Consider the following 17,736-nt stretch of genomic DNA (forward strand, 5'->3'; position numbering starts at 1 on the left):
AGGGGCGCACGGCCCTCGTCGTCGCCCACCGCCTCACCCAGGCCGCCGCCGCGGACCGGATCGTCGTCATGGAGGACGGCCGGATCGTGGAGAGCCGGCGGCGCACGTCGGCCTCGCCGAACCAGCCGCGCAGCTCGGCGGCGAGCGCCGCCGGGTCCTCCGGGGGTACGAGGATGCCGGGCACTCCGCCGTCGGGGGCGCGTCCGACGGCCTCGGGCACTCCGCCGACGTCCGTGGCGAGCACGGGGATGCCGCGGGCCAGGGCCTCGGTGACGGCCATGCCGTACGTCTCGGCGTACGAGGTGAGGACCATGAGGTCGGCCGCCGCGTAGCTGGCGTCGAGCTCGGCGCCGGCCTGGGGTCCGGCGAGGTGCAGCCGGTCGCCGAGGCCGTGCTGGGCGATCAGGGCGCGCAGATGGTCGACGTAGGCGGGGTCCTGGGTGAGCCCGCCTACGCAGACGCAGCTCCAGGGCAGGTCGGTGACGGTGGCGAGGGCTTCGACGAGCCGGTGCTGGCCCTTGCGCGGGGTCACCGCGGCGACGCACAGCAGCCGCGAGACACCGTCGGTGCCGGAGGCCACCGGCGCGATGTCGGCGCCGGGCGCGGCGGCGTGGACCCGGTCGGGGGCGAGGCCGTGGTGGGCGACGAGCCGGCGGACGGCCCATTCGCTGGTGGCCACCACGGCCGACACGGCCCGCAGGGTCGTCCGTTCCAGGGCGTCCAGCTCGGCGGCCACGGCGGGGTCGAGCCCCGTCTCGTCGCCGAGCGGCAGGTGGACGAGGACGACGAGACGCAGCCGGTCGGCCTCGGGGGCGACGATCTCGGGGACTCCGCAGGCGACGATCCCGTCGAGGAGGACGACCGTACCGTCGGGCAGGTCGGCCAGGGTCCGGGCGAGCTCCGTACGGGCCGCCGCGGTGGGGCGGGGCCACTCGCCCGCGACGATGTGCCGCTGGACGTGCCAGCCGAAGCCGGGCAGGTCGAGGCAGAGGCGGCGGTCGTAGGCGTTGCCGCCGCTCGGCGTGGCCGGGTCGTCGACGCCGCCCGGCATGACGAAGTGCACGGTGCGCAGGGACATGGGGATGATCTCGGCGTTCTTGAGAGCCGCGTTCTGCACGGGCACGTAGTTCAGCGCACCGGGTCCGGCGGCCTGTGCGGCACGGCCGGACACCGGGGACGCCTTGTCGAGGGTCACGTCGGTCACAGGTCACGCTCGTAACTCGCCCAGGCGATGTGCGATTCGTGGAGGGTGACGGTGATGCCGGTGAGGCCCTGGGCGCCCGCGCCCAGGGCTCCGGCGCGCACGCGGTCGGCGAGCCGGTCGGCGACGACCTTCGCCAGGAACTCGGTCGAGGTGTTGGTGTCCTTGAAGTCCGGCTCGCTGTCGAGGTTGCGGTAGTTCAACTCGCTCACGACGGCGCCGAGCTCCTGCGTGGCCAGGCCGATGTCGACGACGATGTTGTCGTCGTCCAGCTCGGGTCGACGGAAGGTGGCGTCCACCAGGAACGTCGCCCCGTGGAGACGCTGCGCGGGTCCGAAGACCTCGCCACGGAAGCTGTGGGCGATCATCAGGTGATCGCGGACGGTGATGCTGAACAACGGACGACCCTCCAGGTGCGGTGCGTCTGATCCCCTGCCGGGATCACGTCGTGTAGTACGGCTGCCCAGTTCACCTTGTTCAGCCGCACGTCGCCCTTTCTTCGGAGTCCGTGGAGGTCAGGCCGGTTCTCGTCGGCTCAAACCTGTTCGTAGGCGACCCGGTGACACAGGGCGGGTATCGATCCGGAGGCCAGTTCGCCCATCACGTCCGGGAGTTCGCCGAAGGAGCACTCGCCGGTGATCAGGGCGTCGAAGGCCGGTTCGGCGAGGAGGTCGAGGGCGAGCGCCAGCCGGTCCGCGTACGTACGGCCGGCCCGGGCGGAGGGGGAGACGGAACCCACCTGGCTGCTGCGCAGGGTCAGCCGGCGGGAATGGAAGGCCTCGCCGAGCGGCAGGGCGATCCGGCGGTCTCCGTACCAGCTCAGCTCGATGACGGTTCCCTCGTGGGCGAGCAGGCGCAGGGAGCGGTCGAGTCCGGCCTCCGTGGCGCTGGCGTGCACGACGAGGTCGCGTTCGCCCTCGGCCTCCTCGGGGAGCGCGAAGTCGACGCCGAGCGCACGGGCGACGGCACCGCGTGCCGGGTCGGCGTCGACGAGCTGGACCCGTACGCCGGGGAAGCGGGCGAGCAGCGCGGCGACCGAGCAGCCGACCATGCCGCCGCCGACCACGGCGATCCGGTCGCCGATGAGCGGGGCGGCGTCCCACAGGGCGTTCACCGCGGTCTCGACGGTGCCGGCGAGGATGGCGCGGGAGGCGGGCACCGACTCGGGTACGACGGTCACGGCGCTCACCGGGACGACGTACCGCGTCTGGTGCGGGTAGAGGCAGAAGACCGTCCGCCCGAGCAGATGCGCGGATCCTTCCTCCACTCGGCCGACACTCAGATAGCCGTATTTCACGGGTGCGGGGAAATTCCCGTCCTGGAACGGCGCGCGCATCGAGGCGTGCTGGTTCTCCGGGACTCCCCCGCGGAACACGAGGGTCTCGGTGCCCCTGCTGACTCCGGAGTAGAGCGTACGGACGAGCACCTCGCCCTCCGCGGGCTCGTTCAGGGTGACGTCACGGATCTCGCCGTGGCCCGGAGAAGCGAGCCAGAAGGCGCGAGCTGTGCGTTCCATGAGCGTCCCCCTGAACGATTCCGCAGATCTTCACGTACGGAGCAGTGACAAGTCGCGCACACGGTACGCGGCGTTGATCGAATCTGTCATTCGGCCGGAGGATCTGCGGTGGCCCTGAACAACATGTACGGCGCAAGGCTTCCTCAGCAGGAGACCACGGTGGGAGCCGGCGTGCAGCTCCTGGTGCTGGGCCTGCTGGGCACGGCGATCGGAATGGGGCCGGCGGGCTGGCTGACCGGTCTGGTGTTCGCCTTCGCCACCTGGGCGGTACTCACCCGCGCCCTCCGGCGCACACAGCCCCGCTCCTTCGGACCCGCCAACCGGGTGACGCTCGGCCGCGCGATCCTGGTCGGCGGTGTCACCGCGCTGGTCGCGGACTCCTTCGAGAGCTCGCCGCCGGTGAGCCTGCTCGTCGGTCTGACGGCGGTCGCGCTGATCCTCGACGGCGTCGACGGCAAGGTGGCCCGGCGGACCGGCACGTCCTCGGCCCTGGGCGCGCGCTTCGACATGGAGGTGGACGCGTTCCTGATCCTCGTGCTGAGCGTGTACGTCGCGATGTCGCTCGGCCCGTGGGTGCTGCTGATCGGCACGATGCGGTACGCGTTCGTCGCCGCCGCCCGGGTGCTGCCGTGGCTGAACGGCGAGCTGCCGCCCAGCATGGCGCGCAAGACGGTGGCGGCCCTGCAGGGCGTCATCCTGCTGGTCGCGGGCTCCGGACTCCTGCCCTACGAAGCGGAGGCGGCCGCCGTGCTGACCGCGCTCGCGCTGCTCGTGTGGTCGTTCGGCCGCGACATCGCATGGCTGTGGCGACAGGGCGGCCGCCGGCTCGCCGAGCAGACCTGTCAGCCCCGGACGACCGAGCGTCCGCGCGAACTGGTCACCGCGGGCCGGGCCCCCATGGGTTCCGAGGGCTGATCACCGAACCGTCCGCGCCCGAGGAAGAGTTGACACCGGACCGCACGAGTCCGAACGGGAGTCGGCACCGGACCGCACGGGTCCGAGCGAAGGTCGAGAGCCTTCCCGAAAACGGGGATCGCCCAGAAAAAGGCAAGCGCACGCACGACATTCACGATCTGTCATGGCCGGGAACGAACATCGACTGACTAGACTACGCACCCTCTCGTGCACGTGATCGCGCCACGCGCGGGCAAGGCCGTTCCCGAAGGGTTCTCGACGCTTGATAGCCATCGAAGAGGTCAGCAAGCGATACGCCGACGGCACGGTGGCCGTCGATCGCCTGTCACTCCAGATACCGGACCACTCCATCACCGTTCTCGTCGGACCTTCGGGCTGCGGCAAGACCACGACACTCCGGATGATCAACCGCATGATCGAGCCGAGCAGCGGCACGATCCGGGTCGACGGTGAGGACATCCGCAGCCGCCCGGTCAACACCCTGCGCCGCTCCATGGGTTACGTCATCCAGAACGCCGGCCTCTTCCAGCACCGGACCGTCGTCGACAACATCGCCACGGTGCCCCGGCTGCTCGGCTGGTCCAAGCAGCGGGCGCGGGAACGCGCGACGGAACTGATGGAACGGGTCGGCCTCGACCCCACCATGGCCCGCCGCTATCCGTACCAGCTCTCCGGCGGTCAGCAGCAACGGGTCGGCGTCGCCCGCGCGTTGGCGGCCGATCCGCCCATCCTGCTGATGGACGAGCCGTTCTCCGCGGTCGACCCGGTCGTACGCCGGGGGCTCCAGGAGGAGTTGCTGCGCATCCAGAGCGAACTGGGCAAGGCCATCGTCTTCGTGACCCACGACATGGACGAGGCGATCACCATCGGTGACCGCATCGCGGTCCTGCGCACCGGCGGCAAGCTGGCCCAGTTCGCGGCTCCGGACGAGATCCTCTCGGCGCCGGCCGATCCGTTCGTCGAGCAGTTCCTCGGCTCCGACCGGGGCATCCGAGGTCTGTCGTTCCTGAGCACCGACGATCTCGAACTCGACCGCTCCCGGGTCTTCCCCGTCGGATCCGACTGGCGGGAGATCGCCGCACGCGAACCCGCGGGGGCGCCCGTGCTGGTCACCGACGCCGACGGCAGGCCGCTCGGCTGGGCCGACCCCGGGAGCTGGGGCGGAGAGGTCGGGGACCTCGAACCGTACGGCCCGGCCTTCGAGGTGGGCCGCGACTCACTGCGCGTAGCCCTGGACCGGGCCGTGCTGTCGCCGACCGGCCAGGCCGTCGCGGTCGACGGTTCGGGGAAGGTCGTGGGGATCGCCGGACAGGAGACGGTCGCCGCGGCGATCCGGTCGGCCCGGCGCCGGCGGGCGGCGGACGCCTCCCAGGAGACGCCGAAGGCGAAGGCCGCGCGATGAACGGGTTCTTCGACATACCGAGCGCCATCCAGCACAGCTACGGCGGCCTGATCGCCCTCCACATGGAGGAGGCGCTCGTCCCCGTGCTGGCCGGTCTGCTGCTGGCCCTGCCGATCGGACTGCTCTGCGTCCACTTCGACTGGCTCTACACGCCGGTGCTGTGGACCTCGACGATCCTCTACGCGATCCCCTCGATCGCCTTCTTCGTCGTCCTCATCGACTACACCGGGCTGAGCCGGCTCACGGTGATGATCCCGCTGTGTCTGTACAGCCTGGTCGTACTCGTCCCGGCGGTCGTCGACGGGGTCCGTTCGGTCCCCGAGGAGACGAACGCCGCGGCCTCGGCCATGGGCATCGGCCTCGCGCGCCGCTACTTCCAGGTCCAACTGCCCATCGCCGTACCGGCGATCATGGCAGGACTGCGGGTGGCCGTCGCCTCCAGCATCAGCCTGGTGAGCGTCGGCGCGCTGATCGGCAACCAGGGCGCGTTCGGAAATCTGCTGACCTACGCGCAGTTGTACGGCCTCCCCCGGCTCGCCGGGACCGCGGTCGTCACCCTGGCCGTTCTCGCGGTCGTGATCGACGCCCTGCTGGTCCTGCTGCGGCGGGTGCTCACCCCCTGGCAGCCCCCGTCCGGCCGCGCCAGGCGCCTCGGGACCACGACCGCGGACGCCACACATGTTCCGGAGGGCGCCTCGTGAACGTACTGCACTTCATGCAGGCCTTCTTCAGCGACGGTTCGCACTGGCACGGCTACGACGGCATCCCGCAACGCGTGTGGGAGCACGTCCAGTACACGGCCGGGGCCCTCGCGATCGCGTCGGCCATCGGTCTGCCGATCGGGCTGGTCACCGGGCACACCGGGCGCGGCGGCAACACGCTGGCCTTCGTGTCCGCCGGGGCCCGGGCGCTGCCGACCTTCGGTCTCCTGGTCCTGATGTTCGTGTGGCTGGGTCTCGGCATCGTGCCGGTGATGATCCCGCTCGTGGTGCTGGCGATCCCTCCGGTCCTCATCACCACCTACGAGGCGATCCGCACCGTGGACCCCTCCCCCGTCGACGCCGCCCGCGGCATGGGCATGCCGGAGGCGCGGATCCTGTTCCAGGTCGAGGTCCCGGCGGCACTGCCGCTGATCCTCAGCGGGCTCCGCTCGGCGACGGTCCAGATCGTGTCCACGGCCACGATCGCGGCCTATGTGTCCCTCGGCGGAGTCGGCCGGTACATCCTGGACGGCCTGTACCAGCACAACTACGAGAAGGTGGCCGGCGGAGCCGCTGTCACGGCCGTCCTCGCGGTACTCGTCCTCATGCTGTTCTGGGGCGTGGACCGGGTGGCGGTCTCCCCCGGAGTGAGCAGACGCCGGACCTCGTAGCGGGACGGACACCGACACGGAGAGGGGGACAGCCCACGGGCTGTCCCCCTCTCCGGGTTTCCGGGCAGGTCGCCCTCGCCCAGGTGCTCAGGTGCTCAGGAACGCTCTCCCGGAACGTGGGCCGCCCGCTCGGCCCTGGCGAGGGCGTGTTCCAGGACGACGAGCAACGCGTCCCGCACGGAGCCACGGTCGCGTGCGTCGAACACGGTCAGCGGCACATGGTCGGCGACATCGAGGGCCCACCGTACGTCGTCCAGATCGTGTTCGACCCTGCCGTCGAAGGCGTTGACGGCCACCGCGAAGGGGATCTCGCGGTGCTCGAAGTAGTCGACGGCCGCGTAGCAGTCGTCGAGCCGCCGGGTGTCGACGATGACGAGCCCGCCGAGCGCCCCCTCGACGAGGTCGTCCCACATGAACCCGAACCGCTCCTGGCCGGGGGTGCCGAACAGGTAGAGCTTGAGCGTCGGGTCCAGGGTGACGCAGCCGAAGTCCATGGCGACGGTCGTCGTCACCTTCTCCGGGGTGTGGGTGAGGTCGTCGACACCGGCGGCGACCGAGGTGATGGACGCCTCGGTGGTCAGGGGCTCGATCTCCGAAATGGCCCCCACCGTCGTGGTCTTGCCCACGCCGAAGCCGCCCGCGATCACCATCTTCACCGGCAGGGGCGGCCGGGGACGCCCGTCGTCATCCCTCACGGATCGCGCCCCGGGAGTCGGGGACAGCTCTGAGACCATCGATCACCCTTCGCAGAACAGTGACATCGCGGTTGGAACGGGCCTGCGGCGCGTACAGGGCGAGTTGCCCGTCGGCACGCAGATCGTCGGCGAGAACCCGGACCACATTCAAGTGCATCCGGAGCTTCGCCGCGATCTCCGCGAGCGACTGCGGCTCGCGGCAGACCGTGATGATGTCGCGGTGCTGGTCGAAGACGAAGCGGTCCAGTGCCGCCAGCCCCACACGCGTGGCCACCACCTGTGTCTCGATCGGGATCGGCGGTACGAGACTGTCCCCGCCGGCGACCCGTCCCGCGGTCAGCAGGAACGGGCGGACGACCGAGGCGGGGCGTTCCCCTCCCCGTTCGGCGTCGCCGTCGGCCAATGGCTCGCCGGACGTCATCACGTCCTCCCCCTTCAACTCGGCGCGCGTCACCGGTCATGTGACGTGCCGTCGGACAGCGTCCGGCCGGTGTGGTCAACCGGCCGGTGCGACACCCACGGTTCGCTTCAGTTCCATCACCAGTTGCGGACTGAGCACCGCACCGGCCCGGTTGGCGAACAGGGTCATCTCGTAGGCGATGTTGCCGAGCTTCGCCTCCTTCGACGTGACCACTCCGAGCACCGCGCCGGCGCCGAGCGAGGACACCAGCACATGCCCTTCCTCCAGATCGATGATGACCTTGTTGAGGCTGCCGAGGCCGTAGTTGCCGGAGGCCCCCATGGCGAGGCTGGTGATGCCGGAGACGATGGCCGCGAGCCGCTCGGAGTCGGCCTGGCCTCGCAGTTGGGAGACCGCGATGAGCAGTCCGTCGGAGGAGACACCGATCACGTCGACGACCCCGGCGGTCTCGGTGGCGAATCGGTTGAGCAGCCAGTTGAAGTCGGCTGCGGCGGTCTTCACGTCCGCCGCGGGTTCCGCTGTCCGGGACTCGGGTCCGCCTGTCCACATGGTCACGTGCTCATGCCTTCCGGGAAAGAGGGTCTTCTGTTCTGGGTGTCGGTCCCGGCCTGGCCGCCGGGTCTGCCGCCCGGCCGGGTCACCACGGTCGTGTGGTCCTCGGCCGCGCTCTCGCGTTCGGCCCGCAGGACGGCGGCCTCGAACTCGTCGAGTTCGGAGCGCGCGGCGTCGGCGTCCGTCGGCTGCCAGGAGGGCGGCCTGCGGTGGGTGGGTGGTTCCGTGGGGCGGGGCAGCCTGCTCGCCGCGGTGCCGGCCGACAGGGTCGCCCCGCGCACCCGGCGGCGCAGCGGACCGGCCTCGCCGGACCGCGCCGGCCCGGTGGGTGCCGGGTCGGCTCCGCTGCCCGGTCGGGCGCCGCCGTGCGTGGTCGCGCGCTCGGCGCCGGTGTCCGTCGCTTCCGAGCGGCGGGCGTGGCCGGGGGACTCGGCGGTCCGGGACCAGGAGGGCACCCTGCGGGGCAGGCCCGCGGGTCCGGTCGGCGCCTCGATCCTCGCCTTGCGCGGCTCACCGGGTCCGGGGCGGCGCGCGGGCGGCTGCATGCGCGGGGCCCGCGCGGGGGCCGATACCTGGTCGCCGGGTACGAGGTGGACCGCGGGGACGGCGACGGTGGTGGTGACACCGCCGCCAGGGGTACGGGACAGGACGACCTCGATGCCCCAGCGCCGGGACAGTCCGCCGACCACGAACAGACCGAGCACCTCCGTCGGCGCCAGGTCGAGGCGCTCGCGCCGGATCAGCCGGGCGTTCTCCTGCTCCAGCCGCTCGGGGCTCATGCCGAGTCCGTGGTCGATGATCTCCACGAGGGCTCCGCCGCCGTGGTGACGGGGCCGCAGGACGACTTCGACGCCGCTGGTCGCCGGGGAGAACATCACGGCGTTCTCCAGGAGTTCGGCGAGCATGAGGGTCAGATCGCCGACGATGTCGGGGACGACGACGACATCGCCCTCGGCGTGCGGGGTGACGCGCTGGAAGCCCTCGATCTGGCCCAGCGCGGCGCGCACGATGTTGCTGAGCCGCATCGGTTCGGTATTGAGGCCGGTCTCGCTGATCCCGGCGAGCAGCATGAGGCTGTCGGCGTTGCGCTGCAGACGGACGGCGATGTGGTCGATGCGGTAGAGCCGGTCCAGCACCTCGGGGTCGGTCTCGCCGCGCTCCACGGAGTCGATCAGGGCGAGCTGGCGGGCCGTCAGGTTACTGACCCGGCGGCCGACGTTGCCGAACATCTCGGCGATGTTGCGCCGGCCGACGACCTGGCGTTCCAGCAGCGCGCTCGCGGTGACCTGAACCTGGTTGAAGGCTTCGGCCAGTTCACCGATCTCGTCGCGTACCGGCACGGGAACGGCTTCCAGGCGCGGCGGGCTCGCGTCGTCGGCGTCGTCGTCCGCGACCCGGGCGAGCTCGCTCTTGGCGGCAACGGCCACGTGCTGGGCGGCCGCCGTGAGGGCGCGTACGGTCCGCACCACGGATCGCCGGGTCAGCACGGAGAACGCCAGCCAGGCCGCGAAGGCCGCCAGGATGCCGGCGACCAGCCAGACCACGCGCCACCAGGCGGAGTTCGACGCGGACTGGGCGTTCCCCGCGATCCCGCCGATCAGCGACTGGACGATCTTCAGCCGGTTCTCGGCCTGCCGTTCATAGGTGGGACCGGCACGCAGCGCCTCGTCGAGCGCCGCCCGGAGCTGGGTCGCGTTCTCGGCGACGAGCGCTCCGGTGTCGACCTGGAGCGCGGCCCAGTGCTGGGTGATGACGCTCTGGTAGGGGCTGTGCTCGATCTCGGCGAGGTCGGTGCCCTGTTCCGGTCCCGCGAACCGGGTGAACCGCTCGGCCTGGTAGGTGTACTGGTCGTAGTCGCCGACGGCGCCGGTGAACTCGATGAGCGCGTTGGAGTCACGGGTGCGGGCGGCGAAGACGCTGGTCTCGAAGGAGGCGTGGGCGGTGTCGGCGCGCAGCAGGGCGTCGAGCAGATTGCCGGCGGACGCGGAGGACTCGCTGCCCGTGCGGCCGAGGCCGAGGCCGTCGATGAGCCCCTCGATCACCGATCCGTACGCGGGGTCGATGTTGTCGGCGGGGATCGGTCCCTGCTCGACGGTCTCGCGGAGGCTGTCCAGGCCTTCAAGCTCCTTCAGCGCCTGGGCCTCGCCGTCGGGCAGCCGGTCGCCGTAGGCGGAGCGGACCTCCGCGATGCGCGCGGTGACCTTGTCCTGCGCGGCCAGATAGGGGGCGGTGTCCGGGGCGTTCTTGCCCTTCCCCGAACCGGCGGCCTCGTAGCGCAGGGAGACCAGGAGGGCCTGCCGGTGCTCGGTCTGCACGGCGTCGATGAGTTTCGTCACCTGCGTGCTGTCGCGCACGAGTTGGGCGGTGTCGGCGGCGGACCTGGCCTTGCCGATTTCACCGGACACGACATAGGCGAGCATCACGGAGATGACGGCGAGCGGCACGATCACCAGAACATTGAGTTTCCGGCGGAAAGGCCAGCGGTCCAGCAGAGATGGTGTCCGGCCGGTCCCGAGAGCAGTGGACGGCTGCCCCGAGGCGGCTTTTCTGTGCGCGGGCACCCAACCTCCTTGACTTCATTCCCCGTTGGAAGCCTCGTAACAGGCCGCCTGCATGGATCACATGGTCACGAGCAGCGCGATCGGGCCGACAAGTGGAAGGGGGCCCTCGACGCGGCCAACACTAGCGGCTGCCGTCAGAGTACGGCCATGATCAACCGAAAAGTGGCACGGGAAGACGCCTGGTTCGCTCATGTTTCAGTCATGTTGCGCCTACGGGCTGAAGCTGCGTGGTCCCCATCGGTGATCTATTCGTGTCTTGACGGTAGTTGAGGCGGCTCGATTGGATCGTCAGGACCGTCACCCGAGCCCACCGGCCACCACCGCCCCGCCGATTGCCAAGTCTGGATGAACAAGTGACCATCGCCAGAAGCACTCGTACCTCCGCAACCTCCGCTGTTTCCCTGCTGGTTGTGGCCGCCGCCGCGCTGACGGGCTGCGGCTCCTCCGACGACTCCGGCAACAAGGACCCGTTGAAGGGCGACACCGCCAAGGCCGGTACGGTCGTGGTCGGTTCCAACAACTTCCCCGAGAGCATCCTGCTCGCCGACATCTACGGCGAGGCCCTCAAGGCCAAGGGAATCAAGGTCAGTTACAAGCTGAACATCGGCAGTCGCGAGACCACGTACGGACTGATCAAGAACGGCACGATCACGGTCCTTCCGGAGTACAACGGCGCGCTGCTCGCCTACCTGGACGCCAAGGCCGCGCCGGCGTCCGTCGACGAGACCAGCCAGGCGATCTCGGCCAAGCTCGACTCCAAGCTGTCCCTGCTGGAGCCGTCCGAGGCCCAGGACAAGGACGCGATCGCCCTGAACGAGGCCACGGCCAAGAAGTACAACCTCACGGACAAGTCGACCATCAGCGACCTCGCCGACCTGGCGAAGGACCTGGTCGTCGGCGGCTCGCCCGAATTCCAGACCCGGCAGCAGGGCCTGAAGGGCCTGAAGTCCGTATACGGTCTCGATTTCAAGAGCTTCAAGGCACTGGACGCGGGCGGCCCGCTCACCGTGGCGGCACTCAAGGGGAACAGCATCCAGGCCGCGGATATTTTCACGACGGACCCCGGAATCAGCAAGAACAAGTTCGTCGTGCTCCAGGACCCGAAGAATCTCTTCGGGTTCGAGAATGTAACTCCGCTGACATACAAGAGCGCTCTGCCCGCGGCCGGAGTCTCGGTCCTCAACGACGTCTCGTCGAAGCTCGACACCGAAACCCTGGTGAAGCTCAACAGCGACGTGCAGAACGGCAACAAGGACCCGCTGGACGTGGCCAAGGACTGGCTCGCCTCGGCGGGACTGAGCTGACCCCGGCGCCGGCAACCGGACGACGGATGCCTCGGGCCGGGAGGACAGCCTCCCGGCCCGGCCTGTTGACGGCGACGGTGTACCGCTGAGGAGTGAAGTCCGTCATGCTCGAGCGCACGGCCGAGGCCGCCCCGGTCACCCCCGGCGCCCCGGTCACCCCTGAGGCCCCGGTCGCCGGCAGCCCCGCCACCTACGGTCCGGCCGCCGGGAGCACCGACGCGTGGAGCGCGCCGCCCGGTGCCGTCCTCGACGGCCGGGGTCTCGACGCCGCCACGGTGGCCCGGGTCGCCGACGGGGCGCCGCCACCCTCCGTGTGTCCGGCGGCACTTGAGGCGATGGAGCACACCCGGCGGGCGGCGCACCGGCTGGCGGCCGAGGGCGCCCGTGTCTACGGACGCAGCACCGGGGTGGGAGCGCACCGGGGACTCGCCGTCGAGGAACACGACGGCGCGGGCCACGATCTGCGGCTGCTGCTGAGCCACGCGGGCGGGGTGGGCGAAGTGCTGCCCGCCCGCCAGGTCCGCGCGATGATGGTGGTACGCGCCAACCAGCTCCTGGTCGGAGGATCGGGGTTGGGCCCCGAGATCGCCTCGGCCGTCACGCGGGCGCTGCGGGCCGGCATATATCCCCGGGTACCCGAGTACGGGTCCGTGGGCACAGGCGACCTGACCGCGCTGGCCCGACTGGGCCTCGCGCTCTTCGGCCACGACGCGTGGTTGCCCGAAGGCCCGCCGCCCGAGGGGCCGTTGGCCCAGCAGCCGACGCCCGCGCCTCTTCCGCTGCACCGCGGGGACGCGCTGGCCCTGTTGAGCAGCAACGCCCTCACCCTCGGGGAGTCCGCGCTCGCCTGGCACGACCTCGGGACACCGCTGCGCGCCGCGCACCTCGTGGCCTCGCTCGCCCTCCACGCGGTCGACGGCTCCCTCGAACCGTACGCGCCGGAGGTCCACGCGGCCCCTGCGCATCCGGCGATCGCGAGGGTGGCGGGCCATGTCCGGTGGCTGCTCGGCGCGGCGACCGGACCGGGGACGGGTGTCCCGGGGCGGGCGGACAGTGGGCCGGCACGGGTGCAGGACCCCTTCGGCTTCCGTTGCTTCCCGCAGGCCCACGGCCCCGCGATGGAGGCGTGGTCCGGCCTGGAACGGGTGCTGTCCATCGATCTCAACTCCGCCACCGAGAATCCCCTCATCGGCTGGGACGACATCACGGCCGCTCCCGTCGCCCGGCATCACGGCGGCTTCTTCACCGCGCCGCTGACCCTCGCACTCGATCAGTCGGTCCTCGCCGCGCTCGGCACGGCCCGGCTCTCGGCGGCGCGGCTGTCCGCCCTCGGCCGTCCCGAACTGACCGGACTGCGCTCCTACTTGGCCGACACCTCCTCGGCCGGGTCGGGAATGATGATCCTGGAGTACAGCGCCGCCTCCGCCCTCGCCGAGATACAGGCGTGCGCCACCCCCGCCTCGCTCGGGCATGTCGTGCTGTCCCAGGGCATGGAGGAGGCCGCGACCTTCGCGACCCAGGCCGCACGCAAGGCGCTGCGGGCGGCGAAGGCGTACCGGCTGGTCCTGGCCTGCGAACTCGTGGCAGCCGTAAGAGCGTTGCGTCTGCGCGGCACTCCGCCCGCGCCCGGCACCCCGGCGGGCCGCGCCTATCTGCGCGCGGCGGCGGCGCTGGACCCGGACATGCGGGACCGCCCCCTCACCGACGACGTGACCGCGGCGGCGGCGCTGCTGGACGGGTTCGCCGAACTCACCGGCGGCGAAGGAGAGCCCGCACCGCTGGGTTAGAGTCGGCGCGGTCCCGGTCGGAGGTTCTGCCGTGGGCGGGCTGTGCGTTGGGGGATGACGGCACCATGCGGTACGAACACGTGGAACTCTCCGGGTACGAGATCCAGGAGGTCCTCGGCCGGGGCGGCTTCGCCACGGTCTACCGGGCACATCAGGTGGCGGTGGGCCGGGAGGTCGCGCTGAAGGTCGACAGCAGGGTCCTGGCCTCGGACCGCGACCGGCAGCGCTTCCTGCGCGAGGTCACGGCCGCGGGCCGGTTGTCCGGACATCCGCACGTGGTCCCGGTGTACGACGCGGGCGTCCTCGGCGACGACCGCCCGTACATGGTCATGGAGCTGTGCCCGGGAGGCTCGCTCGGCGACCGCCTGCACCGCCATGGACCACTCTCCGTCAAGGAGGCCCGGGACATCGGGCTCGGCATCGCCGACGCGCTGGCCGCGGCGCACGCCGCCGGGGTACTGCACCGCGACATCAAGCCGGGCAACATCATGGTCAACCGGTACGGCGGGGCCGCCCTCACCGACTTCGGTCTGGCCGCCATGCCGAGGCCCGGCCGGGACCTGTCGGTGACACGCGAGGCGCTGACGCCGGCGTACGCGCCGCCCGAGGCGTTCCACCTGGCCGAACCCACCACGACGGGCGACGTCTACTCGCTCGCCGCGACGCTCTACGCCCTCCTCCGGGGCCGCCCGCCGCACCACCCGGACGACGGCACCCAGCTCAGTCTCGCGGAGCTCATCGTCCGGCACACCTGGCCCTACGCCGACCTGCCGGGCGTGCCGGGCGCCCTCAACGAGGTGCTCAGACAGGCCCTGGAGACGGATCCGGCCTCGCGGACACAGGACGCGTCGGCGTTGCGGGACGCTCTGGCCGCCGTCGACGTCGACAGCGCCGCTCGCGGCCTGTTCGGACCGGCGCCCCGGACGGCCGCCACCGTTCCCGCCCACCGGGGCGCGCCTCCCGTCTCGTACGACCCGCCCGCCACCGTTCCCCCACCGCCCTCGGACCCGCACTCTCCGGGCCCGGTGGCTCCGGGCGAACGCCCCGCCGGCGGTGGAGCGGCGAGCACGGTGGCGGAGCCGACGACCCGCGGGTCCTCGCGGTGGCGTCCGGGCCTGATCGGCGTGCTGGCGGCGGTGGTCTCGGTGAGCGTGTCCGTCACCTGGGTGGTCCATGAGTACGGGTCGCCGGACGGCCACGGCTCCTCCACGGGCGGAACCCCGGCCTCCAGCAGCTCGGGCAAGGCCTCGCCGGGAGCCGACGCGGCCTTCGGCGGCGTACGGACCACGCGAAGCGACTGCGCGGCCGCCGGCGTCGAAGGGGTGGGCGGGCGCTGCGTCACGACCCCCGAGTGCTGGAGCGGCATCACCGACATCTCGGGGACGATCACCGTCAGCCGCGCCGACTGCCACGTCGCGCACGTGTGGCAGACCTTCGCCGTCGCCCCGCTGCCCAAGGACGGGATGACGTACAACGCGAGGGATCTCGTCAAGCATCCCGACGTCAAGGCGCTGTGTTCCCAGAAGGTGATGCGTGACTCCCTGACGTCCGCGAGCCGTTCCGACGGAACCCGCTGGGACGTGGACGTCCTGCCGCCGACCGCCCCGCAGTGGGCCGAGGGCCTCAGGGTGTTCCGCTGTGTCGCCGCGGCGGAAACGGACGACGGCGAGATCACCGGCAGCCACTTCGGCGCGAGCGGCTGACCTCGTACGATCCGAACGGGCCCCGCCCAGAGGGTGGTTCAGACCGCCGGGAGGTCCTTTCCGGACCGGCTCAGCAGCCACTGCCAGCGCCCGCGCTCCGTCACACAGGTCGCGGCGGCCAGCACGGTGACCGGGACCGCCACCCAGGCGGGCCAGGCGAGCCACGAGAACACCACCGCCGCGACGAGTTGCAGCAGCACCAGCAGCACGGTCGCCCAACCCGGCACCGCTACCAGGACGTTGGCCTTGTCCCCCGGCGTCGAGAAGACGGTCGGCAGACCGATGAGCAGCACCACGGAAGCCACGGCGAGCAGCCACGAACGGTCGGACAGCGCCCAAGGGGTGGCCACCCAGGCCACGATCTCCGTCGCGAAGCGAAGGACGGAGGGGATGCGGTCGTCGGGTCGCCCCGACGCGGTCGTTCCGGGCGCGGTATCGGTCACCGCGAAACGATCCCACGCCGGACTCCGTATCACCAGAGGGGCACGATCCCGCGGAAGCCCGGTCCGCGGATCACTTCGCGGCGGACGCGATGGTGCCGCCCGTGATGCCCTTCGGGTTCAGGTGGGCGATGTGGCCGCTCTCGGTGCCGGCGGAGGGGTCGATGACGCAGTCGATGAGCGCCGGGCCGCCGGAGGCCAGTGCCTCGGTGAGGGCCGCGGTGACCTCGGCGGGCGTGGTCGCGCGGTAGCCCTTGCCGCCGAACGCCTCGATCATCCGGTCGTGGCGGGCCGCGACCATCAGGGTGGTCGGCGAGGGCGCGTCGCCGCGGGGATTGACGTCGTCGCCGCGGTAGACACCGCCGTTGTTCATGACGACCGTGACGACGGGAAGCCCGTACCGGCAGATCGTCTCCAGCTCCATGCCGCTGAACCCGAAGGCGCTGTCGCCCTCCACGGCGACGACCGGGGCCCCGCCGCTCTCGACGGCGGCGGCGATCGCGTAGCCCATGCCGATGCCCATGACACCCCAGGTCCCGCTGTCGAGGCGGTGCCGCGGTACGCGCATGTCGATGACGTTGCGCGCGATGTCCAGCGCGTTCGCGCCCTCGTTGACGATGTACGTCTCCGGGCGCTCGCGCACGACGTCGCGTACGGCCTTCAGGGCGCCCATGAACTGCATGGGACGCGGATCCGCCTTCAGCCGCTCCGCCATCCTCGCGACGTTCTGCGCCGACCGCGCGCCCAGTTCCGCGCGCCAGGCGGCCGGGGCCGCGATCCGGCCCGGTTTGGCGCGCTCGGCGATCGCCTCCAGCACCGACTCGATGTCTCCGACGAGCGGGGCCGCGATGGGCTGGTTGCTGTCCATCTCCCTGGCCTCGATGTCGACGTGGATGAACCGGGCGGCGGGGTTCCACTGCGGTGCCTGGCCGTGGTTCAGCAGCCAGTTGAGGCGGGCGCCGACGAGCATCACGACGTCGGCCTTCTTCAGGGCCAGCGAACGGGCGGTGGCCGCGGACTGCGGGTGGTCGTCGGGCAGCAGGCCCTTGGCCATCGACATCGGTATGAACGGGATGCCGGTGGACTCCACGAACTCGCGGACGCGGTCGTCGGCCTGCGCGTAGGCGGCGCCCTTGCCGAGCACCAGCAGCGGCCGTTCGGCGCCCGCGAGCAGCTCGACGGCCCGGTCCACCGCCTCGGGCGCCGGGAACTGGCGCGGCGCGGGATCGACGAGCCGGCTCAACGTCCGCGCGCCCGTCTCCGCGTCCATGATGGAGCCGAGCACCGCGGCGGGGATGTCGAGATACACGCCGCCGGGGCGCCCCGAGACCGCGGTGCGCAGGGCGCGGGCGATGCCCCGGCCGATGTCCTCCACGCGGCTCACCCGGTAGGCGGCCTTGCAGAACGGCTGCGCGGCGGCGAGCTGGTCCATCTCCTCGTAGTCGCCCTGCCTGAGGTCGACCAGGTGCCGTTCGCTGGAGCCGGAGATCTGCACCATGGGGAAGCAGTTGGTGGTGGCGTTGGCCAGCGCGACCAGACCGTTGAGGAATCCCGGCGCGGACACGGTCAGACAGATGCCGGGCTTCCTGGTGAGAAAGCCGGCGGCCGCCGCGGCGTGACCGGCGTTGCTCTCGTGGCGGAACCCGATGTAGCGGATGCCCCGCGCCTGCGCGAGGCGGGCCAGGTCGGTGATCGGGATGCCGACGACCCCGTAGATCGTGTCGACGTCGTTCATCTGCAGCGCGTCGACGACCAGGTGATACCCGTCGGTGAGCTCGGTCCGCGCTTCGGCGTTCGGCGCGGTCTCCGGTGTCGAGGGAGCGGTCATGGTCCGAGGTCCTCCTTGGGCTGGTCCTGCCGGTTTCCG

Annotated in this window: 16 protein-coding genes; 7 read left to right on the forward strand and 9 right to left on the reverse strand. The window is 71.4% G+C overall.

What is annotated here, in order from left to right:
• From ACWEBX_RS21760 to ACWEBX_RS21770, 3 genes are all read right to left on the reverse strand, one after another.
• Window positions 1–1,204 (reverse strand): glycosyltransferase family 4 protein (locus ACWEBX_RS21760; RefSeq protein WP_451886481.1); only part of this gene is annotated, 1,204 nt, incomplete at its 3' end.
• Window positions 1,201–1,599: a 6-pyruvoyl trahydropterin synthase family protein gene (locus tag ACWEBX_RS21765; RefSeq protein WP_451886482.1), complete on the reverse strand. Its 399-nt coding sequence runs from the start codon at window positions 1,597–1,599 to the stop codon at window positions 1,201–1,203. The genes ACWEBX_RS21765 and ACWEBX_RS21760, both read right to left, overlap by 4 nt.
• Before the next feature lie 137 nt (window positions 1,600–1,736).
• Complete coding sequence (locus ACWEBX_RS21770; protein ID WP_451886483.1) at window positions 1,737–2,717, reverse strand: FAD-dependent oxidoreductase; 981 nt, start codon at window positions 2,715–2,717, stop codon at window positions 1,737–1,739.
• A 108-nt stretch (window positions 2,718–2,825) separates the two neighbouring features.
• On the opposite strand from ACWEBX_RS21770, the gene ACWEBX_RS21775 reads away from it, so the two are divergent.
• From ACWEBX_RS21775 to ACWEBX_RS21790, 4 genes are all read left to right on the forward strand, one after another.
• Window positions 2,826–3,632, forward strand: a complete 807-nt coding sequence (locus tag ACWEBX_RS21775) for a CDP-alcohol phosphatidyltransferase family protein (RefSeq protein ID WP_451886484.1) — start codon at window positions 2,826–2,828, stop codon at window positions 3,630–3,632.
• A gap of 262 nt (window positions 3,633–3,894) precedes the next feature.
• On the forward strand, window positions 3,895–5,034 hold the full coding sequence (locus ACWEBX_RS21780; RefSeq protein ID WP_451886485.1) for an ABC transporter ATP-binding protein: 1,140 nt from the start codon (window positions 3,895–3,897) through the stop codon (window positions 5,032–5,034).
• Window positions 5,031–5,735 carry an ABC transporter permease gene (locus tag ACWEBX_RS21785; RefSeq protein WP_451886486.1) on the forward strand — a complete coding sequence of 235 codons (705 nt, stop codon included), beginning with the start codon at window positions 5,031–5,033 and terminating at the stop codon, window positions 5,733–5,735. The genes ACWEBX_RS21780 and ACWEBX_RS21785 overlap by 4 nt, the downstream gene beginning before the upstream one ends.
• Window positions 5,732–6,406 (forward strand): ABC transporter permease, encoded by a 675-nt coding sequence (locus tag ACWEBX_RS21790; RefSeq protein WP_451886487.1) that lies wholly within the window; start codon window positions 5,732–5,734, stop codon window positions 6,404–6,406. Before ACWEBX_RS21785 ends, ACWEBX_RS21790 begins: the two co-directional genes overlap by 4 nt.
• 95 nt (window positions 6,407–6,501) lie before the next feature.
• On the opposite strand, the gene ACWEBX_RS21795 is transcribed toward ACWEBX_RS21790, so the two are convergent.
• The 4 genes from ACWEBX_RS21795 to ACWEBX_RS21810 all read right to left on the reverse strand — a co-directional run bounded on the left by ACWEBX_RS21795 (window position 6,502) and on the right by ACWEBX_RS21810 (window position 10,635).
• Window positions 6,502–7,140 (reverse strand): GTP-binding protein, encoded by a 639-nt coding sequence (locus tag ACWEBX_RS21795; protein WP_451886488.1) that lies wholly within the window; start codon window positions 7,138–7,140, stop codon window positions 6,502–6,504.
• Entirely contained in the window at window positions 7,091–7,522 is a 432-nt protein-coding gene (locus ACWEBX_RS21800) for a DUF742 domain-containing protein (protein WP_451886489.1), read from the reverse strand. The genes ACWEBX_RS21795 and ACWEBX_RS21800 overlap by 50 nt, the downstream gene beginning before the upstream one ends.
• A gap of 75 nt (window positions 7,523–7,597) precedes the next feature.
• The gene (locus ACWEBX_RS21805; RefSeq protein ID WP_365485868.1) at window positions 7,598–8,071 is read right to left on the reverse strand and encodes a roadblock/LC7 domain-containing protein; all 474 of its coding nucleotides are present in this window, start codon (window positions 8,069–8,071) and stop codon (window positions 7,598–7,600) included.
• A 2-nt stretch (window positions 8,072–8,073) separates the two neighbouring features.
• On the reverse strand, window positions 8,074–10,635 hold the full coding sequence (locus tag ACWEBX_RS21810) for a sensor histidine kinase (protein ID WP_451886490.1): 2,562 nt from the start codon (window positions 10,633–10,635) through the stop codon (window positions 8,074–8,076).
• Between the two features lie 359 nt (window positions 10,636–10,994).
• Between ACWEBX_RS21810 and ACWEBX_RS21815 the strand changes: the two genes are divergently transcribed.
• From ACWEBX_RS21815 to ACWEBX_RS21825, 3 genes are all read left to right on the forward strand, one after another.
• The gene (locus ACWEBX_RS21815; RefSeq protein ID WP_451886517.1) at window positions 10,995–11,939 is read left to right on the forward strand and encodes a glycine betaine ABC transporter substrate-binding protein; all 945 of its coding nucleotides are present in this window, start codon (window positions 10,995–10,997) and stop codon (window positions 11,937–11,939) included.
• Between the two features lie 104 nt (window positions 11,940–12,043).
• Window positions 12,044–13,726 carry an aromatic amino acid ammonia-lyase gene (locus tag ACWEBX_RS21820; RefSeq protein ID WP_451886491.1) on the forward strand — a complete coding sequence of 561 codons (1,683 nt, stop codon included), beginning with the start codon at window positions 12,044–12,046 and terminating at the stop codon, window positions 13,724–13,726.
• A 65-nt stretch (window positions 13,727–13,791) separates the two neighbouring features.
• Window positions 13,792–15,429, forward strand: coding sequence for a serine/threonine-protein kinase (locus ACWEBX_RS21825; protein WP_451886492.1), 1,638 nt, complete (start codon window positions 13,792–13,794; stop codon window positions 15,427–15,429).
• Window positions 15,430–15,467: 38 nt separating this feature from the next.
• Here ACWEBX_RS21825 and ACWEBX_RS21830 read toward each other — a convergent pair whose 3' ends face one another.
• Window positions 15,468–15,872 (reverse strand): hypothetical protein, encoded by a 405-nt coding sequence (locus ACWEBX_RS21830; RefSeq protein WP_451886493.1) that lies wholly within the window; start codon window positions 15,870–15,872, stop codon window positions 15,468–15,470.
• A 70-nt stretch (window positions 15,873–15,942) separates the two neighbouring features.
• Window positions 15,943–17,697 (reverse strand): oxalyl-CoA decarboxylase, encoded by a 1,755-nt coding sequence (gene oxc, locus ACWEBX_RS21835; RefSeq protein ID WP_451886494.1) that lies wholly within the window; start codon window positions 17,695–17,697, stop codon window positions 15,943–15,945.
• Between the last annotated feature and the right edge of the window lie 39 nt (window positions 17,698–17,736).

Source organism: Streptomyces sp. NPDC005070, from assembly GCF_053600395.1.

Bases quoted from the DNA above. Each gene is read 5' to 3' on its own strand.
- ACWEBX_RS21770 (WP_451886483.1), bottom strand. From the start codon at position 2,717: ATGGAACGCACAGCTCGCGCCTTCTGGCTCGCTTCTCCGGGCCACGGC.
- ACWEBX_RS21785 (WP_451886486.1), top strand. From the start codon at position 5,031: ATGAACGGGTTCTTCGACATACCGAGCGCCATCCAGCACAGCTACGGC.
- ACWEBX_RS21795 (WP_451886488.1), bottom strand. From the start codon at position 7,140: ATGGTCTCAGAGCTGTCCCCGACTCCCGGGGCGCGATCCGTGAGGGAT.
- ACWEBX_RS21800 (WP_451886489.1), bottom strand. From the start codon at position 7,522: ATGACGTCCGGCGAGCCATTGGCCGACGGCGACGCCGAACGGGGAGGG.
- ACWEBX_RS21805 (WP_365485868.1), bottom strand. From the start codon at position 8,071: ATGTGGACAGGCGGACCCGAGTCCCGGACAGCGGAACCCGCGGCGGAC.
- ACWEBX_RS21820 (WP_451886491.1), top strand. From the start codon at position 12,044: ATGCTCGAGCGCACGGCCGAGGCCGCCCCGGTCACCCCCGGCGCCCCG.
- ACWEBX_RS21825 (WP_451886492.1), top strand. From the start codon at position 13,792: ATGCGGTACGAACACGTGGAACTCTCCGGGTACGAGATCCAGGAGGTC.
- oxc (WP_451886494.1), bottom strand. From the start codon at position 17,697: ATGACCGCTCCCTCGACACCGGAGACCGCGCCGAACGCCGAAGCGCGG.